Annotated in this window: 22 protein-coding genes; 12 read left to right on the top strand and 10 right to left on the bottom strand. The window is 72.5% G+C overall.

What is annotated here, in order from left to right; all coding sequences use genetic code 11:
* The first annotated feature begins 37 nt into the window (after positions 1-37).
* Positions 38-424, top strand: a complete 387-nt coding sequence (locus tag FB388_RS19780) for a MerR family transcriptional regulator (RefSeq protein WP_142103680.1) — start codon at positions 38-40, stop codon at positions 422-424.
* 25 nt (positions 425-449) lie between these two features.
* Here the strand turns inward: FB388_RS19780 and FB388_RS19775 are convergent, their stop codons facing one another.
* Positions 450-1,376, bottom strand: coding sequence for an NADP-dependent oxidoreductase (locus FB388_RS19775; RefSeq protein ID WP_142103679.1), 927 nt, complete (start codon positions 1,374-1,376; stop codon positions 450-452).
* Between the two features lie 707 nt (positions 1,377-2,083).
* On the opposite strand from FB388_RS19775, the gene FB388_RS19770 reads away from it, so the two are divergent.
* Positions 2,084-2,815, top strand: coding sequence for a hemerythrin domain-containing protein (locus tag FB388_RS19770; RefSeq protein WP_142103678.1), 732 nt, complete (start codon positions 2,084-2,086; stop codon positions 2,813-2,815).
* Positions 2,816-2,864: 49 nt separating this feature from the next.
* Positions 2,865-3,470 (top strand): trimeric intracellular cation channel family protein, encoded by a 606-nt coding sequence (locus FB388_RS19765; protein WP_142103677.1) that lies wholly within the window; start codon positions 2,865-2,867, stop codon positions 3,468-3,470.
* 31 nt (positions 3,471-3,501) lie between these two features.
* On the opposite strand, the gene FB388_RS19760 is transcribed toward FB388_RS19765, so the two are convergent.
* Positions 3,502-4,968 carry a protein adenylyltransferase SelO gene (locus FB388_RS19760; RefSeq protein WP_142103676.1) on the bottom strand — a complete coding sequence of 489 codons (1,467 nt, stop codon included), beginning with the start codon at positions 4,966-4,968 and terminating at the stop codon, positions 3,502-3,504.
* Between the two features lie 116 nt (positions 4,969-5,084).
* Between FB388_RS19760 and FB388_RS19755 the strand changes: the two genes are divergently transcribed.
* The 3 genes from FB388_RS19755 to FB388_RS19745 are packed head-to-tail and all read left to right on the top strand — an operon-like array spanning position 5,085 to position 7,280.
* On the top strand, positions 5,085-5,609 hold the full coding sequence (locus tag FB388_RS19755) for a DUF2243 domain-containing protein (RefSeq protein ID WP_246122202.1): 525 nt from the start codon (positions 5,085-5,087) through the stop codon (positions 5,607-5,609).
* Positions 5,606-6,457 carry a cytochrome c oxidase assembly protein gene (locus tag FB388_RS19750; RefSeq protein WP_142103675.1) on the top strand — a complete coding sequence of 284 codons (852 nt, stop codon included), beginning with the start codon at positions 5,606-5,608 and terminating at the stop codon, positions 6,455-6,457. The genes FB388_RS19755 and FB388_RS19750 overlap by 4 nt, the downstream gene beginning before the upstream one ends.
* Positions 6,458-6,503: 46 nt before the next feature.
* Positions 6,504-7,280, top strand: coding sequence for an MBL fold metallo-hydrolase (locus tag FB388_RS19745; protein ID WP_246122200.1), 777 nt, complete (start codon positions 6,504-6,506; stop codon positions 7,278-7,280).
* Positions 7,281-7,299: 19 nt separating this feature from the next.
* Here the strand turns inward: FB388_RS19745 and FB388_RS19740 are convergent, their stop codons facing one another.
* The 6 genes from FB388_RS19740 to FB388_RS19715 all read right to left on the bottom strand — a co-directional run bounded on the left by FB388_RS19740 (position 7,300) and on the right by FB388_RS19715 (position 16,299).
* Complete coding sequence (locus FB388_RS19740) at positions 7,300-8,964, bottom strand: tetratricopeptide repeat protein (protein ID WP_142103673.1); 1,665 nt, start codon at positions 8,962-8,964, stop codon at positions 7,300-7,302.
* Positions 8,965-9,136: 172 nt separating this feature from the next.
* Complete coding sequence (locus FB388_RS19735) at positions 9,137-9,829, bottom strand: carboxymuconolactone decarboxylase family protein (protein WP_142103672.1); 693 nt, start codon at positions 9,827-9,829, stop codon at positions 9,137-9,139.
* Positions 9,830-9,841: 12 nt separating this feature from the next.
* Positions 9,842-10,660, bottom strand: coding sequence for an SDR family oxidoreductase (locus FB388_RS19730; protein ID WP_142103671.1), 819 nt, complete (start codon positions 10,658-10,660; stop codon positions 9,842-9,844).
* Positions 10,661-10,702: 42 nt separating this feature from the next.
* On the bottom strand, positions 10,703-12,163 hold the full coding sequence (locus FB388_RS19725) for an FAD-dependent monooxygenase (protein ID WP_142103670.1): 1,461 nt from the start codon (positions 12,161-12,163) through the stop codon (positions 10,703-10,705).
* Between the two features lie 390 nt (positions 12,164-12,553).
* Complete coding sequence (locus tag FB388_RS19720) at positions 12,554-15,262, bottom strand: LuxR C-terminal-related transcriptional regulator (protein WP_142103669.1); 2,709 nt, start codon at positions 15,260-15,262, stop codon at positions 12,554-12,556.
* Positions 15,263-15,474: 212 nt separating this feature from the next.
* Positions 15,475-16,299 (bottom strand): SDR family NAD(P)-dependent oxidoreductase, encoded by an 825-nt coding sequence (locus FB388_RS19715; protein WP_246122199.1) that lies wholly within the window; start codon positions 16,297-16,299, stop codon positions 15,475-15,477.
* 210 nt (positions 16,300-16,509) lie between these two features.
* On the opposite strand from FB388_RS19715, the gene FB388_RS19710 reads away from it, so the two are divergent.
* Entirely contained in the window at positions 16,510-17,409 is a 900-nt protein-coding gene (locus FB388_RS19710; protein ID WP_142103667.1) for a helix-turn-helix transcriptional regulator, read from the top strand.
* Positions 17,410-17,578: 169 nt separating this feature from the next.
* Positions 17,579-19,168, top strand: coding sequence for a DUF2235 domain-containing protein (locus FB388_RS19705; protein ID WP_142103666.1), 1,590 nt, complete (start codon positions 17,579-17,581; stop codon positions 19,166-19,168).
* A 3-nt stretch (positions 19,169-19,171) separates the two neighbouring features.
* On the opposite strand, the gene FB388_RS19700 is transcribed toward FB388_RS19705, so the two are convergent.
* Both FB388_RS19700 and FB388_RS19695 read right to left on the bottom strand, forming a co-directional pair.
* Positions 19,172-19,522, bottom strand: a complete 351-nt coding sequence (locus tag FB388_RS19700; protein WP_142103665.1) for a hypothetical protein — start codon at positions 19,520-19,522, stop codon at positions 19,172-19,174.
* Positions 19,523-19,576: 54 nt separating this feature from the next.
* Entirely contained in the window at positions 19,577-20,656 is a 1,080-nt protein-coding gene (locus FB388_RS19695; protein ID WP_142103664.1) for a LacI family DNA-binding transcriptional regulator, read from the bottom strand.
* Positions 20,657-20,790: 134 nt separating this feature from the next.
* Between FB388_RS19695 and FB388_RS19690 the strand changes: the two genes are divergently transcribed.
* Genes FB388_RS19690 through FB388_RS19675 form a run of 4 tightly spaced genes read left to right on the top strand, consistent with a single transcriptional unit; the run spans position 20,791 to position 26,709 of the window.
* The gene (locus FB388_RS19690; protein ID WP_142103663.1) at positions 20,791-22,851 is read left to right on the top strand and encodes a hydantoinase/oxoprolinase family protein; all 2,061 of its coding nucleotides are present in this window, start codon (positions 20,791-20,793) and stop codon (positions 22,849-22,851) included.
* Complete coding sequence (locus tag FB388_RS19685) at positions 22,848-24,503, top strand: hydantoinase B/oxoprolinase family protein (protein ID WP_142103662.1); 1,656 nt, start codon at positions 22,848-22,850, stop codon at positions 24,501-24,503. Before FB388_RS19690 ends, FB388_RS19685 begins: the two co-directional genes overlap by 4 nt.
* Positions 24,500-25,552 (top strand): Gfo/Idh/MocA family protein, encoded by a 1,053-nt coding sequence (locus FB388_RS19680; protein ID WP_142103661.1) that lies wholly within the window; start codon positions 24,500-24,502, stop codon positions 25,550-25,552. The genes FB388_RS19685 and FB388_RS19680 overlap by 4 nt, the downstream gene beginning before the upstream one ends.
* Before the next feature lie 32 nt (positions 25,553-25,584).
* On the top strand, positions 25,585-26,709 hold the full coding sequence (locus FB388_RS19675) for an NAD(P)/FAD-dependent oxidoreductase (protein WP_142103660.1): 1,125 nt from the start codon (positions 25,585-25,587) through the stop codon (positions 26,707-26,709).
* Positions 26,710-26,754 lie beyond the last annotated feature (45 nt).

Raw genomic sequence — 26,754 nt, 5'->3', positions numbered from 1 at the left:
CTCGGTGACGTCGGCAGCGACGGCTCCCCCTGCCACGATGCGGATCGGCGAACTGGCTCGACTCACGGGGGTCAGCGCCCGATCATTGCGGTACTACGAGCAGCAAGGACTGGTGCACAGCACCCGGTCCGCCGGTGGGCAGCGGCATTACGCCGCGACGGAGGTCGCGCGGGTCGAGATGATCCGGCGGCTGTTCGACGCGGGGCTGGGGAGCAAGGTGATCGCCCAGTTGCTGCCGTGCGTGGACGGCGACGACGACGCTGACGTCGCCGAAGAGGCCTACAACACGATGGTCAGGGAACACGACCGACTGACCGCCGACATCACCCGGCTGATCGAGACCCGGGACGCCCTCGCTGCGCTGATCGAGGCGAACACCCGGTACCGGCTCGGCGGGAGCCAAAGCGATCCCGGCTCTTGTTGAAGCCCGTCGCGACCACGCATCGATGTCAGAGCCTCATGTCGATGACGACCTTGCCGGACGCGTGCTTGGACTCGACGAGTGCCAGTGCTTCCTCCGCCCGCGCGAGCGGATAGGTCGCCGTGATGTTCGGATCGAGCCGCCCGGTGACCATCAGTTCGGCGACGCGCTCGAGGCCGCTCCGGTCGACGCGGCGATGGACGGACACGCCGCCGAGCTCGGTCACCGACGGGTCCCCGACGGAGACGAGCGCGTCCGGCTTCGCCGCCAGTGGGGCGACGCCACGCATGGAGTCACCCCCGACCGTGTCGACCACGGCGTCGAAGCCGTCCGGGGCCCGCGCCCGGAGCCGGTCCACGAGATCGCCGGCGGTGTAGTCGACGAAGGTCGCCCCGGTCCTGGTCACGAGATCCCGCTTGGCCGCACTGCCCGTGCCGACGACGACGAGGCCGCGGTCCCGCGCGATCTGGGCCACGGCGATTCCGACGCCACCGCCGATCCCGTTCACGAGCAGCGACGCCCCGGCGGGCAACGCGAGCTGGTCGAGGACGTCGAGCGCGGTGGTGCCGGCGACGGGGATGGTCGCCGCCCAGGTCTCCGGCAGCGCGTCGGGGATGCTGGCCGTGGACTCGGCGAGCAGCACGGTCGTCCCCGCGTACGTGCCGGCACCCGTCAGGGCGAACCCGGTGACCCGGTCGCCGACGGCCAGGCCGGTCACCTCGTCACCCACCGCGAGGACGGTCCCGGCCGCCTCCATCCCCAGGACCTGGGGAAAGGGCAGATGGCCGTTCATCTCGCGGACGTGTCCGGAACGGAGCAGGTGGTCCAGCGGGTTGACTCCCGCGGCTGCGACGCGGATGAGGACCTCGCCAGGACCGGGCGACGGATCGGGCCGGTCGAAGAACTCCTGGACGTCGGCGGCACCGAAAGTCCGGTACCCCAAGGCCGTGCTCATCGCAGATTTCTCCTTCGTCATCCTCGTCCGGCGCTCGGCCGAGATGACGCGAAACTAATCCATGACATCAATGTCAGGTTCTAGTCGGTGTGACGCGCGGAATACTCCGAGCATCGGGATTGACCGTCAGGCACGGCGCAGAGCGGGTGTGAGCCTGCTCCGTCGGTGTCGAGTTGCGTCAAGGCCGCCGCGCTGTGGCGGACGACTGCGTGCACACGGGAGTCGATTTCGGATGCCGCCAGCGGGCCGGGATTCGCGCGCCGTCGGCACCTCGGTCATAGCGCCGTCGACGAGCCTCGGTGAACCCGGTTCCATAGCGCTCGGAGCCCCACCAAGGTGCTGAGGGTGACGATGAGCGGGATCGGGAGACAGCAACCGCACCCTCCCACCGAGACCTCGGTTCCTCGCCGGGTCCGGGTCGAGTAGTAGGGGATGGGGCCCCACCAGCCGAAGCGGCCGCGTCCTACGCGCCGAGTGGGCTCATGCTCCCGGTACCGCCGCCGCAACCTGGAGGGTCGCAACGGGCCACCCGCGGCTCGTCGCCCGAACGGGGCGAATCGACTCATGTGCGCTCGGTACCCCCGCAAAGGTGTCCGGAACCGATCGGCGGAGCCTTGGTGCTGTCGCCCGCGAGCGCCGCGGTTCGAGCGGTTCAACCCGATGGCGGCGGGAACCACCAGGGGCAGTCGCCGGGTGGAGGGAGTGGCATGACGGGTCCGAGCAGGCACCGCTCGATCGCCGAGCAGACCGTCGAGCAGCTCGGCGGGCGCGCGAGCATCCTGGCCCGGCAGCGCGCCGACCACGAGCGGCTCGCCCGGTTGATGGAGCGCGTCCGGGCGACCGAGGCGGGAGGCGGACGCGAGCACGCCGCGGCGCTGCGTGCGCTCGCGCGGCTCGTGTTCACCCACGCCTTCGCCGAGGAGGCCGTGCTGTTCCCGGCCGCCCGCCGCGCGCTGCCCGAGGGCGACCCGCTGACCCTGGCGATCGAGGAGGACCACCAGGAGGTCGACGAGCTGGTGGCGCGGCTCGACCGGTCGTCCCCGACCGACCCCGGGCACGCCGCGTTGCTGCGCCGCACCCTCAGCGTCCTCGATCAGGACGTGCGCACCGAGGAGGACGAGCTGCTGCCGCGGCTGCAGCAGGTGCTCACCCGCCGCCGGCTCCAGGTGCTGGGCCTGCAGTGGGAGCTGGTGCGCCGCGTGTCCCCGACCCGGGCCCATCCGGTCGTCTCCCGCCGCCCGCCCGGTCAGACCCTGTCCGCCCTGCCCCTGACCGTCCTCGACCGGGTACGGGACAACCTGCAACGGCTCGACGAGCTGACCGGCGGCCGGCTGACCGCGGCGGTCTCGGCCCTGGACCGGGTCTTGTCCGGCGCGTCGGGCGCGGTGGAGCGGTTGCCGTTGCTGCAGCGGGGGGAGCGGCGGGAGACCAGCCGCTGACCACCCGTTCGTCGGGGACAGGGCTGTCCCGGCTCCGTAGTCTTCGACGATGTTGCTCGTGCTCGACCTGCTGGGCGTCGCGGTGTTCGCCGCGTCCGGCGCGCTCGCCGCCGTGCACGCTCGTCTGGACGTGTTCGGCGTGATGGTGCTGGCGGCCGTCACCGCGCTCGGTGGCGGCGTCCTCCGCGACGTCCTGCTCGGCGTGACCCCGCCCAGCACGCTGCGCCAGTGGCCCTACCTCGCGGTGCCCGTCGTCGTCGCGCTGCTCGTGTTCCGCTGGCACCCGGCTGTGGCACGGCTGCGCTGTGGCGTACAGCTGGCCGATGCGCTGGGCCTCGCCCTGTTCGTCACCACCGGGACCACCGTGGCGATCGGGGTGGGCGCTCCGGCCGTCACCGCGGTGCTGGTCGGAGTGATCACCGGGGTCGGTGGCGGCGTGCTGCGCGACGTGCTGCGAGGCGACGTCCCGACGGTGCTGCGCCGCGAGATCTACGCGCTCGCCGCCGTGATCGGTGCCGTCGTCGTCGTGGCGGGCGACCGGCTCGGGCTGCCCCCGACCCCGGTCGCCGTCGGCGCGGCGGTGCTCGTTGCGGCCCTCCGGGTGGTGGCGCTGTGGCGCAGGTGGAACGCGCCGTTGCCCCGCCCGGCGGCCTGAGGCGTGGGACCGGGGTGACGCCGCCGGGGCATCAGGTCCCGCAGAAGGTCCGATAGGAGGCGGCGAAGTCCCGCGGCGCGGGTTCGGCGAATCGCTCCAGGCCAGGACGCGTCTCGTAGGGCCTGGTCACCGCGTCCAGCAGCGGGCCGAGGGGCTCCAGGTCACCCGCGGTCGCGGCGGTGAGTGCCTCCTCGACGAGGTGGTTGCGCGGGATGTACACGGGGTTGACCCGGTCCATCGCGTCGGCGTCCGGACCAAGGGCGCGCCAGCGCTGCAGCCACGCGTCGAAGGCCGGGAGGTCGAGGAAGAGGCCGCGAGCGGGCTCGGCGTCGCCACGGGCGGCGGTGGCGAGGGCGCGGAAGAAGGACGTGTGGTCCACATGGCTCTCCTGCAGCTGCCGGACCAGCTCGTCGACCAGCGGATCGGCGACCGTGTCGGCCAGCCCGTCGGGTAGGCCGAGCTTGGCCCGCATGCCGGCCGACCACGCGGCGCTGTACTGCCGGCGGAACCCCTGGAGCGCCTCCACCGCCAGTGCGACGGCCTGCTCCTGGTCGTCGTGCAGCAGGGGGAGGAGGGCCTCGGCGAACCGGGCGAGGTTCCACTCCGCCGCGAGCGGCTGGTTGGCGTACGCGTAGCGCCCGCCCTCGTCGATCGAGCTGAAGACCGTGGCCGGGTCGAAGGCGTCCAGGAAGGCGCACGGCCCGTAGTCGATCGTCTCGCCCGAGATCGTCATGTTGTCCGTGTTCATCACCCCGTGGACGAACCCGACGAGCATCCACCGGGCCACCAGCGCCGCCTGCGCCGCGACGACGGCCTCGAACAGCGCGAGACCGGGGTTCTCGGCGTCGGCGGCGGCGGGGTGGTGCCGGGCGATGGCGTGGTCGGCGAGGCGGCGCAGCAGGGCGACGTCACCCAAGGCCCGGGCGTACTGGAAGGTGCCGACGCGCAGGTGGCTGCGCGCGACCCTCGCGAGCACGGCCCCCGGCAGCAGCGTCTCGCGGTGCACCGGGTTCCCCGTGGCCACCACGGCGAGGGCACGGGTCGTGGGGATCCCGAGCGCGTGCATCGCCTCGCTCACGACGTACTCGCGCACCATCGGGCCGACCGCGGCCAGCCCGTCGCCACCGCGCGCGAAGGGCGTGCGCCCCGAGCCCTTGAGGTGCAGGTCGCGCAGCTCGCCGCCGGCGTCGACGAGCTCGCCCAGCAGGAGCGCGCGCCCGTCGCCGAGCCGGGGGCTGTACCCGCCGAACTGGTGCCCGGCGTAGGCCTGCGCCACCGGCACGGCCCCTTCGGGGACGTGGTTGCCGACCAGCAGCCGCAACCCCTGCGGGGACCGCAGCTCAGCGGTGTCGAGGCCCAACTCGGCGGCCAGCGGCTCGTTGAGCAGGAGCAGCCGGGGGTCGGGCACTTCCTGCGCCTGCCAGGGAAGGGCCAGCTCCGGGAGCTCGCGCGCGAAGCGGCCGTCGAGGGTGACGGTCGGTGGGAGTGCGATGCTCACGTCACCGAGGCTACGTCCGGCACGGTGACTCCGCGGGACGTGCGGGTCGGCCGCGTACGCGGACGCGCCGGCCACTTCCGTTGTTGGTCGAGCCGACGAGCGGGTACTGCCTTCGCGTGGACGCGCCAAGGGATGGGACGACCACCGGGCACGAGCAGCCCGACCCGGCACCCGCTCCACGTCCACAACGCCGCCGATCGATGTTCGTCGCCGCCGCCATCGGAGTCGGGCTCATGGCCGCGGTCGACGAGATCGTGTTCCACCAGATCCTCGGGTGGCACCACTTCTACGACCGCTCGAGCCCGCAGATCGGCCTGCTGTCGGACGGCCTGCTGCACACCGCCGAGATCGTGGTCCTGGTCGCCGGGTTCTTCGCCTTCGCCGACCTCCGGCGCCGCCGTGCCCTCGCCCCGGTGTCCGCCTGGTCCGGGTTCTTCCTCGGGTCGGGGGCGTTCCAGCTCTTCGACGGCATCGTCGACCACAAACTGCTCCGGCTCCACCAGGTCCGCTACGGCGTCGACCTGTTCGCCTACGACCTCGCCTGGAACGCCGCTGCCGCGATCCTGCTGCTGATCGGAGCCGGGCTCGCGTGGGGGAGCCGAACGGAAGGTAGTGCCGCACCGCGTATCCAGGAGCGGTGACGCCGACCGTGCCGCTCGTCCACGGCGCCCACGGATCCGGCGGCGCAGATGCCGCCGGCTGGCTGCTGGTCGCGCTGCTCGTACTGGTCCCGTCGATCGCCTACCTCCGCGCGGCCCGTGCCCGGCGCTTCGCAGGCCGGAGCTGGCCCGCCCGGCGAACGGCCGCCTTCGTCATCGGGCTGGTGCTGGTCGGGTTGGCCGTGTCTCCGGCGCTGCACGCGCTCGGCCGGCACGACCTGCGCGGGCACATGGTCCAGCACCTCCTGCTGGGCATGTTCGCGCCACTCGCGCTCGTGCTCGCCGCCCCCGTCACGTTGCTGCTCGGCGTGCTGCCGGTGGCCGCCCGCGGCACGGCACGGGGCCTGCTGCGCAGCCGGGCCCTGCACGGCCTCGCCCACCCGGCCACGGCGGCCGCGCTGGACATAGGCGGGCTCTACCTGCTCTACCTGACCCCGCTGTACGCCCTCACCACCACGAACGTCCTCGCCCACCACGTCGTGAACCTGCACGTCCTGCTCGCAGGCTGCCTGTTCACCTGGTCGATCGCCGGCCCCGACCCCGCGCCTCGCCGCCCGCCGATCACCCTCCGAGCCCTGGTGCTCGTCGCCGCAGGCGCCGCCCACGCGTACCTCGCCAAGCTCCTCTACGCCCGAGCGCCCGAACTCCCGCCGGGCGGCTCGCCCGATCCCGACCAGGTGCGGGCGGCCGCGCAGTTGATGTACTACGGCGGCGACCTCGCCGAGGTCGCACTCGCCGTTGCGCTGTTCGCGACCTGGTACCGAACCCGCGGAGCCGCTCGGGGGATCGGGGGCGGCGGAGGGACGTGTCGGGCGAGCGCCAAGGGGTAATCGCGGCTGCATGGGGGCTGCGGGCGACGGGGGTTCGCTGACGTTCGTGGGGACCGCGACCACGGTGCTGCGGCTGGGCGGTTTCACCGTGCTCACCGACCCGAACTTCGTGCGGCGCGGTGAGCGGGTGCACCTGGGGTACGGGTTGACCGCGAAGCGGCTCTCCGACCCCGCGCTGCCGATCTCGGAGCTGCCACCGCTGGATGCCGTGCTGCTGTCGCACCTGCACGGCGACCACTTCGACCGGGTGGCGAAGCGGGACCTGCCCCGCGAGCCGCCCGTCGTGACCACCCGGCACGCTGCCCGGCGGCTGCAGCGCTGGGGTTTCGGCGCCGCGACCGGGTTGGCGACCTGGGACGACTGGGAGCTCGTGCGCGGTGACGAGCGCCTGCGCGTCACCGCGGTGCCCGCTCGGCACGGCCCGGTCGGGTTCCACCGTCTGCTGCCGCCGGTGATGGGCAGCATCGTGGACCTCGAGCGGGGCGACCTCCGGGTGCTGCGGGCGTACGTCACCGGCGACACGCTTCGCGTCCCCGAGCTGCGCGCGATCCGGGAGCGCTTCCCCGACATCGACGTGATGATCACGCACCTCGGCGGCACGAGGGTGCTCGGCGTGCTCGTCACGATGGACGGCCGGCAGGGCACGGATCTGGTCGAGCTGATCGAGCCCGCCACCGTCGTCCCCGTGCACTACGACGACTACCGCGTGTTCCGGAGCCCGCTGGAACACTTCGTCGTGGAGATGCGCAGCCGCGGGCACGACGACCGACTGCGCACCGTCGCACGGGGCGACACGGTGGAGCTCGCTCGGCGTACCCGGTGACGCACCTTCCCACGAGGAACTACGGACCACCGCCTGCTCGGTGTGCCGAGCGGCAGAAGCACGACGACTCGATCGGGACGTCGGCGCGGGCGAGGGCCACATCGAGCTGCTGCGCGACGATCCGTGCCGGCTCGGCCTTTCCCAGCCGAACGAGGCACTCGTGGTAGCCGTGCAGGCTCCACACGTTGCCGGGGTGCCAGGACGAGCGCGGGATCGACGAGTCGTAGCCCAGGTCCTCGGCGTAGACGGTCTCGGCCTCGTCGACGCGACCCTGCTCGAGCAGCAACGCGCCGTACGCGTGGCGCGTGGGCTGCATCCAGCCCCACGGCTCGTCGTAGGGCAGCGCGTCGTCGAGCGCGATCGCCCGGCGCAGGTGCTCGAACGCCGCGTCGAACCGGCCGCGCCGGTAGTCGAGCTCGCCGTCGAGCATCGCCCCGGCGACGGCGAGGATGTCCTGGCACGTGTTGTTGAACAGGTAGCGCGAGTCGGGTACGCGCTGAACTGCTGCGAGGAACGCCTCGCGTGCCACCTCGGCTTCATCCATGCGCCCGGTCGCGGCGTACGCGACGCCCTGCGCGTAGTGCGTCATCGCCGTCGTGGTGCAGTAGAGCCCGGGGTCGGAGGGCAGCGGTTGCGCGAGGATGTCCTCCCACATCCCGAAGCGGATGAGCACGTGCAGTCCCATGGGGACGAACGCCTCGAGGTAGTCGGCCATCGGCGGCTGCTCGATCCGCAGCAGGTCCTCGGGCAGCGCTGCCTCGAGATCGGCGGCGACGCCCAGCGCGACCTGCGAGCGGCCGAGGAACATCGCCGCGTAGATCGCGAAGTGGCGGTCGTGCGCGTGGTAGAGCGCGTAGAACCCGACCCGGCCCTCGCGCGCGACGTACTTCTCGTTGACCTCGATCGCGCGCAGGTTCGACTCGAGCGTGCTCTTGTAGTCGCCGCACAGCACGTCGATGTGCGTGGGCATGTGCACCAGGTGGCCCGCGTCGGGGACGAGGGAGCGCAGCCGGTCGGCGACCGGCAGCGCGCGCTCGGGGAACGGCGACATCTCCATCAGGTGCACGTAGAGGTGCGTCATTCCGGGGTGCTTGCGGCCACCGGGCCGGGCGAGCGCGCGCTCGAGCACCTCCTTGGCCTCGAGCGTCGCCGCACCCTCGGACGGCAGGCCCGTGTAGCGGTCCCACAGCGCCCACGGTGTCAGGTTCAGCAGCGCGTCGGCGAAGAGCGCCGCGACGTCGAGATCGTCGGGATGGGCGCGGTACACCGCACGCATCGCCTCGGCGTAGTCGGCGTTCCACGCGACGAGGTCGGCCGACGGGTCGTTGGCCTGGTAGCGGCTCCCGAGCGCCTCGACGAGCGCCCGCTCGACCGGCGCGGCGCGGTCGGCGCACGCGCGCGCCGTTGCGACCTCGTCGCACGCCTTCTCCAGCGACGCGGCGAGGTCGACGGGGTCGAACGCCTCCCACTGCTTGTTGTAGTTCGGACCGATCGCGTAGGCGATCCCCCAGTGGGCCAGTGCGAAGCCCGGGTCGTACTCGACCGCGCGCTCGAAGCACCGGATCGCCTCCTCGTGGTGGAACGCGTAGGACCACACGAGACCGCGGTCGAACCACGTTCTGGCGCTCGTCGAGGCCGTCGACGTACCGCGCGTGTAGGTGCCGAGATCGAAGTAGGGCTCCATCGCTGACGCTCCCGTCCTGGGCTTCCCCATGGTCCTGCAGCGTCTGGCGCCCATGTCCAGCGAGGCGGTGGCCACCAGTGGCGTGCCTGGTGATGCTCCACCGGCCGGCGCCGCTCCCGCGACATCCAACGAGGTGGAAGAGATCCCGCAGAGCGACACCTGCGGTGTCGGCCTACAGCGGTTGACCTGCCCGGACCGGCCCGTCGGCAGTCACGGGCTGTGGGAGTAGAGCCGCCGCGGTGGCCCAGGATCGGGCGAGCCCGAACTCGGCGATGCCGCGGATCAGGTCGCGAAAGGTCTCCTCGGTGGCCCCGGCGGCCCGCGCCACCGCGGCGTGCAGACGCAGGGATTCGCCCAGTGTCTGGTAGAAGGCGTCCACGACCAGGCAGGCGATGGCCCGCTCGCGCACGGTGAGGTACGGGCGGGCCCAGCGCTGGGCCAGCTGGTCCTCGGTGAAGGCGGCCAGCCCCGGATCCACGGCCTCCAGGTCGTGGACGGCACGGGCCAGTGCTCCGGTCAGCGGCACCGGTTCGACCTGCTCGGTGTCCTCCGCTTCGGGCAGGCCGAGTTCGGCCAGGCGCTGGAAGGCGGGAACGAGGATCGGATAGCCCACGTACGGGGCCAGGTGGCGGTAGAGCTCCCTGATCGACTCGGCGTCCACACCGTTGGACAGGGCCATCTGCACGTGCATGGCCAGGGGGAGGTCCAGGTGGGGGTGGCACAGGTCGGCGGTCAGGCAGACGAAGGCCTTCTCGCGCGTCGTCAGGTGTTCCAGGCCCCACAGGTTGTGCCCGGCGCCGACGGCGAACTGGGCGAAGACGGGGTCGAGCGCGGTCAGGGCGTCGGCGCCGGCGAGCTGGGGCATGATGTGCTCCGTTCAGGACAGGCCCAGCGCGCGCAGGCGCAGGGCGTCGAGGGTGTACTGGGGGACGACGCGGCCGAGCGTGCTCATCAGCCGCGACTTCTTGCCGACGGGGTAGCGGGCCCGCGGCTTGCGCGCCGTCAGGGCGTGCAGGACGGCGCGGGCGACGACGTCGGGACTGGAGCCCGAACGTTCCTCTTCGAGACTGCTCGTGACCATGGTCCGGTAGGCGGCGCCGTACAGCCGCCTGCCCTCGGGGCCGATGGCGGCCAGTCGCGGTTCGACCTCGTCCTCCAGCTTGTCCACCGCGTCGGTGTGGGTCGAGCCGGGTTCGACGAGGACCGCCGCCACGCCGAACGGCTCGAGCTCCATGCGCAGGGCGTCGTTGAGGGAGCGGATGGCGTGCTTGGACGAGCACAGCGGGCCGCCGAAGGGCAGCGTGATCCAGCTGCCGACCGAGCCGATGGTGACGAGCCGGCCCTTCGATGCGCGCAGCAGCGGCAGCATGGCCTGGGTGACCGCGATCTGGCCGAACACGTTGACCTCGTACTGCCAGCGCAGCGCATCCAGGGAGACGAACTCGACGGGGCCGGTGACGCCGATGCCCGCGTTGTTGACCAGGGCGTCCAGGCGACCGATCCGCGTGACCGCATCCGCGATCTGGCCGGCGTCGGTGACGTCCAACTTGATCGGGGTGACGGTCGGGCCGAGGGCCTCGCCGTCGATGTCCTTGCGGACTCCGGCGTAGACGGTGAAGCCTTCGCGGGCCAGCAGGAGGGCAGTGGCGCGACCGATTCCGGTGGAAGCGCCTGTGACCAGCACTGTCTTCGACATGATTGATCCCTTCGGTATCGACGAGGGTTGCCCCTGACCCCTTCAGGCCCGTGTGGACGCGGTTCCCGCCCAGGTGGCCACGGCGGCGTGGAGCCCCTCCTCGTCGGGGCGGTCGGTCGCCCAGGCGAAGTAGCCGTCGGGACGGACGAGGGCCGTGGTGCGTCGGTCGCCGTTCCAGCGCGCGTGGACGACGTGGCCGGGCACGTCCGCGTCCTGACCGGCCGGTGTGATCAGCACGAACCTGCCGCCGCGCTGGAGCTCGTTCAGCCGTCCTTCGGCCAGTTCGAAGTCGGGGGCGCGCCGTCCGGTCAGCTTGTGCGCGCCGCGTGGGGCCTTGTAGGCGATGCCGATCCCGGTGATCATGGACGCCGCTTTGTCGGCCAGCGGTCGGAAGTTGCTGATGACCGTTCCGGCCGCGCGGCGCAGCAGCCGGGCGGCGTAGCCGCGTAGCAGGGCGGCCCGCACCAGCGTTCCGCTCATCCGCAGCACCAGCTTGCCGACCGCGTGCCGTTCGGCCTGGTACGTGTCCAGCAACCGGTCGTCGGCGCCATCACGAAGCACGGCCACGAGCTTCCAGCTCAGGTTGGCGGCGTCCTGGAGGCCGGTGTTCATGCCCATGGCACCCGCGGGGGAGTGCACGTGCGCTGCGTCACCGGCGAGGAAGACCCGCCCGACGCGGTAGGCCGGGGCCTGCCGCTCGTCGCTGTGGAACCGGGACATCCACGGGATCTCGGTGATGCCGAAGTCGGTGCCGAAGTTCATCCGGAGCAGTTCCTCGACCTCGTCCGCCTCCAGCGGCGCGTCGTCGGGGAGCTGGTGGTGCCGGTTCCAGCCGGTCACCCGGTACAGGCCGTCGCCCATCTCGGTGAGCAGTGCGAACCCGTCTGGGACGGCGTTCACGACGAAGGGCAGATCCGGTGCCTCGGCGAGCCGGACGTCGGCCAGGATCAGCGAGCTGAGGATCGTCTCACCGGGGAAGGACTGGCCGATGGCAGGCCGGATCGCGCTGTGCACGCCGTCGGCGCCGACCAGGTAGGACGCGCGGAGCGTGGCGCCCGGCTGCCCGTGCTCGTCCTGGGTGTGGGCCGTGACGCCGTCGGCGTCCTGCTCCACCGCGACGACCTTGGTTTCGTACACGAAGGCGACGCCGGCCTCGCGGGCCCTGCGCTCCAGTACCTTCTCCACCTCGTACTGAGGGGTGAACAGGACGAACGGGTAGCGGGTGGGCAGTCGCGAGGGATTGAGCCTGGCCGCCTCGAACAGCGCCAGCCGGCTGATCGGGTGCCCGGTCGCCACGACCTCCTCGGCGATGCCGCGGGCGTCGAACTGCTCCAGCACCCTGGCGTGTACGACCAGCGCGCGGGACAGGTTGCTGACCTTGTGCGGGCGGCGCTCGACCAGCACGACCGACAGACCCGCCTCGGCCAGATCGCCGGCCAGCAGTAGTCCGGTCGGTCCGGCACCCACGACCAGGACATCGGTGTTGGTGACAGTGGGTGGCATGCGTCCCTCCAGAGCTTGGCAACGCTTGTTGGTCAACGTTTGTAGGCAAACGGTAGGACATCCGGCCGCAAACGTCAACAGGTGGTGGCACGATGCCTGCGGAATGTGGCGCGACCGGCCGCATCGGCGGCGGCGGTCCCGGCGCGCCTGGCGGAGGCATCCGGCGCCCCCGTCGCGATCGCCGGGAGGATCGCCGAGTCCGGCTCCGGTCGATTTGTCATGGCCGCGAACCTAGGAATCTCGCCGTCCTGGCCGCCTCCGTCACGTGACTGATGGGTATCCGGGGCGCTTCAGTCACGCGACGGAGGCGATCCGCGAGGGCCTCGGCCCAGCTTCGCCGTCGTGAACGGCTGCCTACTGGCGCTGGCGACGAGCAGGCGCGACCTGCCCTCAGGCCACGCCCGGGAGCCTGATCAGCTCGGCGCGGGAGGAGACACCCAGCTTCGGGAAGGCCTTGTACAGGTGGGAGGCGACCGTGCGCGGGCTCAGGAAGAGTTGCGCGCCGATCTCCCGGTTGGACGCACCGGTGACGGCCAGTCGTACCACCTGGAGCTCCTGCGGTGTCAGCACGGCCAGCGGATCTCCGGTGCGGGAACGATCGGGCAGGGAGAGCCCGGTGGCGCGCAGCTCGGCGGTGGCGCGGTCGGTCCAGGGCACCGCACCGAGCCGGGCGAAGGCCTCCATGGCGGCCTGGAGCTGGGTGCGAGCCTCGGCGCGGCGCCGGTGGCGGCGCAGCCACTCGCCGTAGACCAGACGGGTGCGTGCCTCGTCGAAGGGCTGCCTGCCCTCCGCGTGCAGGGCCATCGCCCGCTCGTACAGGTCCCCGGCCTCGCCGTCCGGGGCGAGCAGCGCGCGGACCCGGTGCAACACCGCGAGCGGCCTGGACCGGCCGGTCGCCTCGGCCCACTCCGTGTAGCGACGGAGATGGACTTCGGCACGCCGCGGATCCCCGACCCGGACTGCGGCCTCGATGTAGTCCGGCCAGAAACACCGCCACAGGAAGGCGTGGCGCGTGGGCCCGGACATCGCCCGGTCGATCCGGTCGAGCACCGCGTCGTGGCGGCCCAGCCCGAAGTCCAGAGCCGAGAGGGCGAACTCGGCCCACCAGGCTCCCGGCATCCACTTGCGGTGGTCGCCGTCCTGGATGGCTCGCGCGGCCATCGCCCGGCATTCCTCCTGCGCGCCGGCGACCGCGGACAGCCACGCGTGCACGCCCGCCAGGTAGCTGCGCCACTGCGGCCGGCCGACGTCGCCGGCCAGGTCCAGGCCCGCGGTCACGGTGGCTCGTGCGGAACGGTGGTGTCCGCTGACGAGCTGAGCGATGGCGAGGATCGTCATGGCCTGAGGCATCCGTCCCAGGCGTCCCTCCGCCCGGCAGTCCTCGACGAGCCGGGCCGAGCCGTCCAGCATGCCGTCGAGATCGGCGCTGACGACGCACTGGTGGGCGAGCAGGACGCGCAGCTCGAACGGTATGCGCTGGGGGTCGTCCGGCATCCGGTAGGTCAGCGTGGTCACGGCGGCGTCGCCCTCGAGGACCAGGCGGAAGGCGTGGGTGAAGGTGCGCAGCATGACGGCCGGCTCGTCGCCGTCCGGGCACAGCTCCTCGGTACGGCGGGCCAGTGCCAGCTGGTCGGGGTGGTTGACACTGGCCCAGGTGTAGTAGCAGGCCAAGCTGAGCAGTGACAGCCTGGCCGGCTGGTCCTCGGCCGCCTCGGCTCCCTCGTGCAGCAGCCGCACGCCGTGGAGCGGCCGACCCGCCTCCACCTCCAGCATCGCGCGCACGTGGGCGAGATCTGCCATGACGGCGCCTGCCGGGGTCGCCTCGGTGCGGTGGCGCGCCTTTTCCACCAGTTCCGCAGCGCGCTGCCACAGGCCGGCCTCGGCCGCGGCCGAGGCAGCGGCCGTCCACCGGCGCACGGCATGGCCGGGGTCGGCGGACAGTTCGGCGGCGCGTGCGTAGGCCGCCGACACCGCCATCTGCCCACCGCGCAGCCGCGCGCGCAGCGCCAGGCTCTCCAGCCTGCCGGCCACCTCCTCGTCGGGTTGCCGGGTGACGGCGGCCAGGTGCCAGGCTCGCCGGTCGTCGTCGACCGTCTCCGCCAGGGCCCGGTGCGCGGCCATCCGGGCCGCGATGTCGCAGGCCAGCAGTACTGCGGTGCGCACCAGCGGGTGGTGGAAGGCCACGCCCCCCGGGCCCACCCGGACCAGGCCGGCGCGCTCGGCTTCGGCGAAGTCGTCCAGCGAGGCACCGAGCAGACCGAGCGCGCGTGCGAGCACATCCAGCTCGTCGTGATCGTCGAGGGCCGCGACCAGCAGGCAGGCGCGGGTGGCGTCGGGGAGGTCCGATATCCGCTCGCGGAAACCGGTCAGCACCCTGTCGGTCACCGGCTGTGCCGTACCGAGGGAGAAGGACAGCGGGACGAGGGCGCCCCTGCGCTGCTCGGGGGTGAGCATGCGGGGCAACTCGATCAGCGCGAGCGGGTTGCCCCCGGCCTCGGCGACGAGTTGGTCGCGAACGGCAGGTGGCAGGTCGGCCACCCGCTCGGCGAGGAGCTTGTGGGCGGCCTCGACGTCCAGCTCACCCAGCCGCAACTCGGGCAACCCCCTCGCGGGAAACGCGCCCTCCCGCGCGGCGAACAACACGGTGACGGGCTCTGCATGCAGGCGGCGCGCGGCGAACAGCAGCGCGTCGGCCGACTCGCCGTCCAGCCACTGCGCGTCGTCGACCAGGCAGAGCACCGGACCTGCGGCCGACAGCTCCACCAGCAGGCTGAGCGTCGCGAGCCCGACGAGGAACCGGTCTCCCCGGGTGGCGCCGCCGAGGCCGAGCGCACCGCGCAGCGCGTCCGCCTGCTGCTGCGGCAGCGCCTCGAGGTGCTCGAGAACCGGGCGCAGCAGCAGGTGCAAGGCGGCGAACGGCAGATCCGCCTCGGACTCGACACCCGTGACCCGCAGCACCCGCGCGTGCGCACCCGCCGCGGAGGACGCCAGGAGAGCCGACTTGCCGATGCCCGCCACGCCACGTACCACCAGAGCGCCGGAGCGGCCTTCCAACAACTCGGCGACGACGGACAGCTCCACCTGACGCCCGTACAGCATGGCACTCCAAGAAACGGTGTTCACGGTGTGACGCGGGAGGGGAACGTATCGCCTGCCCGTGGCCAGGTCGGTGGGCCGGTGTTCCGTGCGACTGCAGCGATGTCCACGACTTCAGGACGGGGCAGCGCCGGGCATCGTGAGCCGTACGGAGAGTGATCCGGCCCACCCGACGAGCCTGTCCGGAACGGCGGTGCAGAGAGTGTCGATCTACATCAGACCGTGGCGTGGTCGGTGGTGGGTGCGGTCTCCGCGGTGGCGTCGAGGTTCGCGCGCAGGGCGTCGACCTTGGCGGTGGCGTAGGCGTGCGCGTCCGATCCGAGCAGCAGGCGCAGCGGGCCCTCACCACGCACGACTTCGTCGATGATGGCCGCGGCTCCCTTGACAGGGTCGCCGAGCTGGGCGCCCTGCAGCTTCAGGTGGTTCTCGGTCATCTCGCGGATGCCCGGGTAGGCGTCGGTGGCACGGGTGGGCAGCGCGAGGGAGTCCCTGGTGAGGAAGCTGGTGCGGAAGTAGCCCGGCTCGACGATGGTGACCTCGACACCGAATTCGGCGACCTCGGTGGCGAGCGCCTCGCTGAGACCTTCCAATGCGAACTTGCCGGCGCAGTAGAGGCCCCAGCCCGGAACGGCGGTCAGTCCGAGGACCGACGAGACGTTGACGATGTGCCCGCTCTTCTGCTCGCGCAGGAGCGGCAGCGTGGCGCGCAGGACGTTCCACACGCCGACGACCTGGACGTCGAGCATGTCGCGGACCTCGGCGGCGCTGGTCTCCTCGACCGCGGCCAGGAAGCCGTACCCGGCGTTGTTGACCACGACGTCGAGGCCGCCGAACCGCTCGACGGTCTGGTGGACGGCCTGCTCGACGGCCGCCTCGTCACGCAGGTCGACGGTCAGGGGGAGGAGCCGCGACGTGTCGACGCGGCCGTCGAGCGCCGACAGCAGCCGCTCGGTGGAGCGCGTCGTCGCCGCGACGTGGTCGCCGCGCTGCAGCAGCTGGGTGACCAGCTCGATGCCCAGGCCGCGGGAGGTGCCGGTCACGAACCAGGTTGCCGGTCGATTCGACGGGAAGCTCATGGTCGTCCTTTCCTATTCACTGGAGGCGCCTCAAGGGGTTTTGGGCGTGGCTCCAGACTCGCTTGCGGGAGTTGCTTCCGGGGGCTCATCTCGCGCCCTGCGCGGCCTCGGACTCGGCAACCTAGGACGCACAGGTCCAGTTGCGGGGAGGGGACATCGGGGAGAATGAGCTCTGTGGCAGGGACGAACCGGGAACTCGCCGATTTCCTGCGGCGGGCTCGCAGCCAGGGCGACCCAGCACGTGCCGGGTTGCCGCCGGACGGGCGCGTGCGTCGCGTGCCGGGCCTGCGCCGCGAGGAGGTCGCGCTGCTGGCCGGGGTGTCCACCGACTACTACGCCCGCCTCGAGCAGGGGCGGCGCATCACGCCCTCACCGGCCGTGGTCGAGGCCATCGGTCGTGCCCTCGGTCTCGACGACGCGGGACGAGCGCACCTGGAAGACCTGATCGGGCTGAGCGCAGCACCGGCTCGTCGACGTTCCCGTGCCGTCCAGCGCGTCCGCCCCGGGCTCTACCAGCTGCTCGACGCCCTCGACGGCGAACCCGCCCTGATCCTCGGACGCCGCACCGACGTCCTGGCCGCCAACCGGATGGCCAGGGCGTTGTTCACCGACTTCGACCTCCTGCCGCCGGGCCGGCGCAACTACGCCCGCTGGATGTTCCTCGACGAGGACGCCCGGTCGCTGTTCGTGGACTGGGGCGATCAAGCTCGAGCAGCGGTCGAGAACCTGAGGTTCGACGTCGGCCGCGACCCCGACGACCGCGCCACCAACGAGCTCGTGGCCGAACTGCGCGAACACAGTCGCGAGTTCGACCAGTGGTGGGTGCAGCACCGGGTCCACCAACGCACCCACGGCTCGAAACGCCTGCGTCATCCACTCGTCGGGGATCTCACCGTCGAGTACGAGACCCTCACCCTGCCCGGCGACCCCGACACGACCCTGTTCGTCTACACCACCGAACCCGACTCGCCCTCACGGCGGGCCATGGACATCCTCGCCAGCTGGGCGGCGTCCGGACCCAGCACCGGCAGCCGGCACCAGGGCGACGGGCCGGGGAACGCCACGCGTCACTGACGAGCGGATCATCGGCGCTGCCGACCGCTCATGTCGTCAGGGCCGGCGCTGAGGTTTTCGCGCCTACCCGGCCCGGCAGGTCTGATTCGACGGCCCGGCAACTCGTATCAGGGACCGGTGTGAAGACATCGTCGAACCAGCCCGGGGGGACGGGCGAGGGGAAACCGCGATGAGGCACATCGTCGTCTGCTGCGACGGCACGTGGAACCGGGCGGACCAGGCCAGGGACGGCGTGCCGACCCCGACCAACGTCCGGGTCTTCCACAACCTGCTCGCCGACACCGCCCAGGACGGGACGCGGCAGGTCGCACGGTACTTCTCCGGGGTCGGTGCCGACGGCTCGCTGCTGTCGCGCACCTTCGACGGTGGGACCGGGCGCGGGCTGTCCCGCAACATCATGAACGCCTACCTCTGGCTCGCGAACACCTACGAGCCCGGCGACCTCATCTCGGTCGTCGGCTTCAGCCGCGGTGCCTACACGGTGCGCAGCCTCGTCGCCATGCTGACGTCGTGCGGGCTGGCGCGGGTCGCGGCACCGGGCAGCGGAGCGCCGGGAGGTGCGTGGGACGTCGTGCGCCGCGTCTACGAGGACGGCTACGTGCCCGGCGTCGGGCGACGCGACCGGGCCTGGCACGCCGGCACCACGTTCTTCCCCGATTTCGGCCCACCCGCCGACGCGGCGGACCGGGCGGCGCTCGGCGCCAGGATCGAGTTCCTCGGGGTGTGGGACACGGTCGGCTCGCTCGGGATCCCGGACTTCTTCGGGCTCCTCAACCTCGCCGACGACGACGCCGGCTACGCCTTCCACGACACCCACCTCAACCCCGGGGTGCGGTGCGCCCGACACGCGGTGGCACTGGACGAACGGCGCGGGCCGTTCGCGCCGACCCTCTGGACCACACCGAGCGGCCAGCCCCTCCAGGACGCCGATCGGGTGCAGCAGCTGTGGTTCCCCGGCTGCCACAGCGACGTCGGCGGCGGCTACCGGGAGAGCGGGCTGTCCGACGGCGCGCTGCGGTGGATGATCGACGAGGCGGGCGCGCACACCTCGCTCGCGTTCTCGTCGCAGGCGAAGGAGATCGAGGGCGATCCGTTCGACGTGCTGCACGACAGCTGCGTCGGCCCGTACCAGCGGATCAGCCCGACACCCCGCAGCGTGCCCCGCATCCGGCCGGAGTCGGACCGGGTGCACGACTCGGCGCTGCGTCGCTGCCTGCAGCCGCCCGCCCGGCAGGATCCGTACCGCCCCTCCGTCGAGCTCGAACCGGGTCAGCGGCGCACCGCCGAGATCTTCGCGCACCTGCCGTGGTGCGAGACCGGTGTCTACGTCCGAGACGGCTGCACCTACCGGCTCACCGCCTGCGGTGAGTGGATCGACAAGGACGAGGTGGCCGGCCCCGACGGGATCGACGAACCGTCGTTCGTCGGGCGGATGGCCTACGGCCTCGGCGCCGTCGCGGACTCGATCGAGGTGCAGCTGCGCACCCTCACGCAGAACCCGCTCGCCGAGCTGCCGCTCTCGAAGAGGTTCGACGGGCCGGGGGCGCGGTGGATGCAGCTGGTCGTCGTGGTGGCGAACGGCGGGTTCGACGGCGCCGGCAACCAGCTCCCGCACCAGGTGCTGGGGGTCGGGCGGGGGCCGCGGACGCTGCGGGTACGGGGCGAGGGCTACCTCTACGCCTTCGCCAACGACGCGTGGGGGATGTACTCGAACAACCGGGGGAGCGTCGAGCTCACCGTGGAACGCACGGCCTGCTGATCGTCATCTGCGGGAGTCGTCCAGGTACTGCAGGAGCTCGTGCGCGGCGAGCTCGATGTCCTTGTGGCCCCACTCGGCGGCTCGGTAGTGGCAGGAGATGATCCCCATCCGATGGATGCGCGTGTAGTCGCCGAAGACGAAGGCGTAGCGCCGTTTGGTGTCCTCGGCCGCGCCGTCGGTGAGGCCGAGGTGCCAGGCGCCGTACTCGTCCCAGGTGTGGGTCTTGAGGTAGCGGGTGCCGTCGGCGGCGGAGGGCTGGACGTCTCCCCAGCGGCTCCGCAGGACGTAGCGGCGGGCGTCGATGAGGTGGTGGGCGTGGTCGACCGCGGCGTCGTTGACCCGGTACTTCGGCATGCGCTGATGGTGGCGTAGGGGAGTCGCTCGTGCAGGACCTCGCCGCCGGTGCCGTCAGCGGGCGGCCGGCGCGCCGGTCGAGCCGCGCACCAGCAGCTTCGCCTGCAGCTGCACGTGGACGGTGCGGCCGTCGCGGGCACCGGTGATCCGGTCGAGCAGCCGGCGGCCCGCCCGCGTTCCCAGGTCGTACGTCGGCTGCTCGACGATCGTCAGCTCCGGCCGGACGAGCGTGGTCCACGGCTCGTCGTCGAACCCCACCAGCGACAGCTGGTCGGGCATGCGCAGGCCGCGGTCCTGGGCCGCGCGGAACGCGCCGGAGGCGAGGACGTTGTCGGTGCACAGGATCGCGGTCGGCGGGTCGTCCCGGGCCAGCAGCCGGATGGTGGCGTCGTAGGCGGAGTCCCGGTCGTAGCGCGCCGACCCGATCAGCCCCTCGTCGATCTCCAGGCCGGCGGCGCCGATCGCGCGCAGGTAGCCGCGCAATCGAACCGCGCTCGGGAACAGCCCCTTGCGCCGGTTGCCCGCCCCGCGCAGCCCGGCGAGCCGGTCGCCCGCCTCGGTCACCACGCCGATCCGCCGGTGGCCGAGCTCGAGCAGGTGCGCCACCGCATCCGCTGCGGCCTGCTCGTTGTCGATCGTGACGCTGTCGGCGTCGGCCACACCGGCCACCTGCCGGTCGAGGAGCACAATCGGCACGCCGAGGTCGATCGCGTGCTTGAGATGGGCTCCCTGGGAGGGTTGTGCGGCCGCGACGATCACGCCGTCGACCCGCTTCTCCGACATCACGGTGATCGCCCGGCGCTCGGCCTCGACCGCGCTCCCGGTGTTGGCGAGCAGCACCTCGAAGCCCGCGGGCTGGACCACGTCGGTGACGCCGCGCAGCGCGGTGGCGAAGAACGGGTTGGCCACGTCGGTGACGACCACGCCGATGGTCTGCGTGCTGCCGGTGATCATGCTGCGGGCGAGGCCGTTGGTCCGGTACCCCAGCTCGGCGGCAGCGGCGAGCACCCGCTCCCGGGTGCCGGCGCGCACCTGCCCGTACCCGCCGAGGGCGCGCCCCGCGGTTGCGGTGGACACGCCCGCCGCCCGCGCCACGTCGATCAGGGACGGTGAGGCCGCCCGGTGCGTCGTCATGTGCGGCTCTCCCCCCGTGGCGGTCCCGGACCGCCGCGGATTCTGCGCGATCCCTTGACGCACCCTACTACGGACTGAGAACCTTCTCGCCCAGCAGCACTGAGAAGGTTCTCAACCACGGATGGGCTCGCGGAATGACACTTCGGATCGGCGTCGACACCGGTGGCACGTTCACCGACGTCTGCGCACTGGACGAGCGGACCGGACGGCTCCACGTGCGCAAGGTGTCGAGCACCCCCGACGACCCCGCTCGGGCGATCGTCGACGGCGTCTCCCGCATCCTCGACGACGTGGGCGGGCGCGACCTCGGCGACGTCACCTACTTCGCGCACGGCACCACGGTCGGGACCAACGCCCTGCTCACCGAGCGCGGCGCCCGCACGGGCCTGCTGACCACCGCGGGGTTCCGCGACCTGCTGGAGCTCGGGCGCGGCAGGCGCCCCGCCCTGTACGACCTGCAGGCCGACAAGCCCGCGGCCCTCGTCGCCCGCGACCTGCGGCTGGAGGTCGACGAGCGGGTCCGCCACGACGGGCGGGTGGAGCGGGCGGTCGATCCCGCGCAGGTCCGCGAGCTCGCGCTTCGACTGCGCGGCCACGGCGTCGAGGCGGTGGCGGTGTGCTTCCTCTACAGCTTCGTGCACCCCGAGCACGAGCGGGTGGTGGAGCAGATCCTCGCCGAGGAGCTGCCCGGCGTGTACGTGTCGGTCTCCTCCGCCGTGCTGCCGGAGTTCCGCGAGTACGAGCGGCTGTCCACCGTGGTCGTCAACGCCTACATCGGGCCGGTCGTCGCGCGCTACCTCGCCCGCCTGCGGACCCGGCTGTCCGAGCTCGGGCTGCGTGCGGTGCCGCACGTCACCCAGTCCAACGGCGGGATCATCCCGTTCGAGGCGGCCGAGCGGATGCCCTCCCGGATGGTCCTGTCCGGCCCCAGCACCGGCGTGGTCGGCGCGGCGGAGATCGCGAGGGCCGCGGGCTACCCGGACATCATCACGTTCGACGTCGGCGGTACCTCGTCGGACGTCTCGCTCGTCCAGGACGGCGTACCGAAGATCACCAGCGGTACCGAGATCGACGGTCGGCCGGTCCGCGCCCCGATGCTGGACATCCACACCGTCGGCGCGGGTGGCGGATCCATCGCCTGGATCGACGCGGGCGGCGCGCTGAAGGTCGGCCCGGCCAGCGCGGGGGCCGACCCGGGGCCCGCGTGCTACGGGCGCGGCAGCGAGCCGACCGTCACCGACGCGAACGTCGTGCTGCAGGTGCTCAACCCGGAGTACCTCCTGGACGGTCAGATGCGGATCGACGCCGAGGCGGCGCGGCGCGCGGTGGCCGGCGTGGCCGAGCCGCTCGGGCTGGACGTGCTCGACGCGGCACAGGGCATCGTGCGGGTCGTCACCGCGAACATGGCGCGGGCCATCCGGGTCATCTCCGTGCAGCGGGGCTACGACCCGCGGGACTACGTGCTCGTACCCTTCGGCGGCGCAGGCCCGCTGCACGCCGTGCGCCTCGCCCGCGAGCTGGGCATGCGCACCGTGCTCGTGCCGGAGACGCCCGGTGCGCAGTGCGCCGCCGGCCTGCTCATGACCGACATCCGGGCCGACTTCCTGCGCACCCGCATCGTCCCGCTGGCCGCGGCGCAGACGGCGGTGGCCGAGGTGACGGAGGTGTTCGCCGGGCTGGCCGGTTCGGCGACGGCGTGGCTGGCCGAGGAGAACGTGCCCGCCGAGCGGCGCCTGATCGAGCGCTGGGCCGAGATGCGCTACGTCGGGCAGAACTACGAGCTGCCGGTGCAGGTGCCGGACGGCGAGATCACCGCCGCCACCGTCGACCAGATGACCAAGCGCTTCGCCGCGGAGCACGAGCGGATGTACGGCTACTCCGCCCAGGAGGAGGAGGTCCAGGTCGTCACGTTCCGGCTGCGGGCCATCGGTCAGGTGGCGCGGGCGGAGCTGGACCGCGTCCCGCTCGGTGGAAGCGACGCCGCGGCCGCGGTGCGCGCGACGCGGCAGGTCTACCTGCCGGAGAGCGGCGGGCACACCGAGTGCCCGGTGTACGACCGGAGACGCCTCGCGCCCGGCCACCGGATCGCAGGCCCGGCCGTCATCGAGCAGATGGACACCACCACGTTGCTGCTGCCCGGCGACGTGGCCACCGTCGACGAGCTCCGCAACCTGGTCGTGGCGGTGGGCTCATGAGCGCGGACAACGAGAGGAAGACCATGCAGGACCCGGTGCTGATCGAGGTGATCGGCTCGGCCTTGTCGTCCATCGTCGAGGAGATGGGCGAGACGCTCGTGCGCGCCGCCTACTCCACCAACATCAAGGAGCGCCGCGACTGCACGGCCTCGGTGTTCGACGCCCGCGGCCGCATGCTCGCCCAGGACGAGGGCGGCTCGCCGCTGCACCTCGGCTCGCTGATGGGCATCGTGGACGAGATCACCCGGCGCTACCCGTTGGAGACCATCGACGACGGGGACACGTTCATCGGCAACGACCCGTTCACCGGCGGTGGCTCGCACCTGCCGGACATCGTGCTGGTGTCGCCGGTGTTCGTTGGCGGTGAGATCACCGCGTGGGTGGCCAACCTCGCCCACCACGCCGACTTCGGCGATCGCGGGCACGCGCACATCTTCCAGGAGGGCCTGCGGATCCCGCCGGTGCGGCTGGAGCGTCGGGGCGAGCTGCAGACCGACCTGTTCGAGCTGATCCTGCTCAACTGCCAGGTGCCGCACGAGCGCAAGGCCGACCTACGCGCCCAGATCGCGGCCAACCGCCTGGCGTGCACGCGGTTCGCCGAGCTGTGCGACCGGTACGGGCGCGACACGCTCGTCGCGGCGGGCGAGGCGCTGCTCGACTACACCGAGCGCCGGACCCGCGCCGCGATCGCGAAGGTTCCGGACGGCCGCTACGCGTTCACCGACCTGTTCGACTGCCCGGAGCTGGACGAGGAGCTCGAGCTCGGGGTCACGGTCACCGTGCGCGGCGACGAGGTGGCCTTCGACTTCACCGCGCCGCCGCAGGTGCGGGCCAGCGTCAACGTCGTGTGGACCGCGCTGCACGCGGCCGTCTACTACTCGCTGAAGACGCTGGTCGACCCGGACATCGTGCCGAACGCCGGGCTGCACCGGCCGGTGACGATCAGCGCACCGCGCGGCTCGGTGCTGGACTGCGTCGAGCCCGCCGCGGTGAACGGGCGCAGCGAGACCTGCCAGCGGGTGGTCGACCTGATCCACGGGGCGCTGGCCTGCGCGGTTCCGGAAACCGTCACCGCGGCCAGCAACGGGGCGAACACCGGCGTGCACTTCTCCGGGGTGAACAGCCGCACCGGTCGCTACTTCGTCTACCTGGAGACGATCGGCGGCGGCTGCGGGGCCCGGCTCGGCAAGGACGGCATGGACGGCGTCCAGGTGCACATGACCAACACCAGCAACCTGCCGGTGGAGGCGCTGGAGACCGAGTACCCGCTCGTGGTCGAGGAGTACGCGCTCATCGACGACTCCGGGGGCACCGGCCGCACCCGCGGCGGCATGGGCATCCGGCGCACCGTCCGCGTCGAGGAGCGCGATGTGCACTTCTGGCTCGACACGTCGCGGCAGCGCTCGCAGCCGTGGGGGCTGGACGGCGGCGGGCCCGGCGCCTCTGCAGGCGTTGAGCTCTCCGACGGGGCGCAGCCGATCTCCCACGGCTACACCCGCCTGCAGCCCGGTGACCGGGTCTCGGTGTGCACGGCCGGCGCCGGCGGCTACGGCCCGCCCGCCGACCGGGATCCCGAGGAGGTGCGCCGGGACCTGGCCGAGGGCCGCATCTCGGCGGAGACGGCGAGGACCGTCTACGGGATCGCGCCGTGAGCGGCCGCTCGACGCCCGTGCGTACCGCCGTCATCGGCTTCGGCGTGTCCGGGCGGGTCTTCCACGCCCCGTTCCTCGCCTGCGACGAGTCGTACTCGCTGGACCACATCGTGACCGGCGACCCGGAGCGGGCCCGCCAGGCGCAGCAGGCGCACCCGGGCGCGACCGTCCTCGCCGATCCGGCGGAGCTGTTCGCCCGGGCGGGCGAGGTCGACCTCGTGGTCGTCGCGACGCCGCCGCAGACCCACGTCCCGCTCGCAACGGCCGCGCTCGACCACGGCCTGCACGTGGTGGTGGACAAGCCGTTCGCGCCCACGAGCGCGCAGGGTGCCGCCCTGATCGAGCACGCCCGGGCGGCCGGGCGCCTGCTGACCGTGTTCCAGAACCGGCGCTGGGACGGTGACTTCCGCACCCTGCGCCGTCTCGTCGACGGCGGTGACCTCGGCGACGTGCACACGTTCGAGTCCCGGTTCGAGTGGTGGAAGCCGCAGGGCTTCCGCGGCTGGAAGGCCACCACCCGCATCGCCGACGGCGGCGGGATCCTGTTCGACCTCGGCACCCACCTGATCGACCAGGCATGCGTGCTGCTCGGGCCGGTCGAGGACGTGTGGGCCGACGTCGTTCGCCGGGCGCCCGGCCACGAGGGCGACGGCGACGACGACACGATGGTCGTCCTGCGGCACGCGAACGGCAGCCGGTCGCGGCTGTACATGTCCGGCCTTGCCGCGGCGCCCGCGCCGCGGTTCCACGTCCTCGGCTCCCGGGCCGGCTACACGAAGTGGGGCCTCGACCCGCAGGAGGCGGCGCTCGTCGCGGGTGGGTGGCCGAGCGACCCGGACTTCGGCCGTGAGCCGCAGGACAACCGCGGCACGCTCGGCGTCCCCGGCGACACCCGGCGGGTCGAGCCCGAACGGGGTGACTACGGGCAGTTCTACCGGCTGCTCGCCGCCGCGCTCGCCGGCGATGGCGAGCTCCCGGTCGACCCCCGGGACGCGGTGACCGTCCTGCAGATCATCGAGCGGGCCCACGGCCGCTGCGCGCAGCGCTGACCCCGACCTACGAGGAAGAGGTGGATCTACCCATGTCCCGAGCCGACGGACCCGCGAAGCGCGTCGTGGTGGTGGGCGGCGGCATCATCGGCGTCTCCACGGCCACGCACCTGCAGCGGGACGGGGCCTCGGTCGTGCTGGTGACCGAGGGCGAGCCGGCCGACGGAGCGTCCGGGCGGTCGCTGTCGTGGCTGAACTCCGCGGGCGCCCGGTCGCAGCCCTACCACGCGCTGCGGATGGCCGGCATCGACCGCTACCGCACCCTGTTCGCCGCCGACCCGGACCGGGAGTGGCTGCACTTCGACGGCGGCCTCTCCTGGGCGGCGGCCGGCAGGCGCGCCGAGGTCGAGGACCGGCACCGCCACGAGGTGGCGCACGGCTACGACTCGCACCTCGCCGAGCCCGCGGAGGCGGCCGAGCGGGTCCCCGGCGTCGCCCCGGCGGCGATCGGTGAGGTTGCGGTGCACAACCCCGGCGAGGGCTGGGTGTCGCTGCCGCACCTGATCGAGCACCTGATCGGCGAGCTCACCCGGCTCGGCGGAGACGTGGTCCGGCAGGCGGGCCGGGCGAGCGTCGTGGCGCAGCACGGTGCCGCGCGCGGCGTCACCACGACCAGGGGCCACCGGTTCGACGCCGACGCCGTCGTCGTGGCCTGCGGAGCGGACACGCCCGCGGTCGTGGCCGAGCACGGGGTGCACATCCCGGACCGCTCGCCGCTGTCCATGCTCGTGCTCACCGAGCCGGCGCGGACCGGGATGCGATCGGTCCTCAACACGCCCCGGGTGGCGATGCGGCCCAACCCCGGCGGCACCTACGCGCTCGACCACAGCTGGTACGAGGACCGCATCGTCGAGACCGGCGACGGGTGCACGATCGACGAGTCGGTCGTGAAGGAGCTCGTGGCCGAGGCGTCGGCCGTGCTGGCGGGCGGCGAGGAGCTGTCCGCCGCCTCCTGGAAGCTGGGCCGCAAACCGATCCCGGGCGACGGGGAGCCGGTGTTCGGGGAGCTCGCGGAGCTGCCCGGTTGTGTCGTCGCGTTCACCCACTCCGGCGCCACGCTCGGACTCATCGCGGGTGAGCTCCTGTCCTACGAGATCCTCAGCGGTGCCCGGCACCCGATGCTGGCGGCCTTCCGGCCCGAGCGCTTCCGCCGCTGACCCCTTTCCGTTCCCCGACGGCGGGCCAGTGCGGCCCCGGCGCCA

It is taken from the genome of Pseudonocardia cypriaca, assembly GCF_006717045.1.
Lineage (GTDB): Bacteria > Actinomycetota > Actinomycetes > Mycobacteriales > Pseudonocardiaceae > Pseudonocardia > Pseudonocardia cypriaca.
This window is presented reverse-complemented; position numbering and strand designations above follow the sequence as displayed.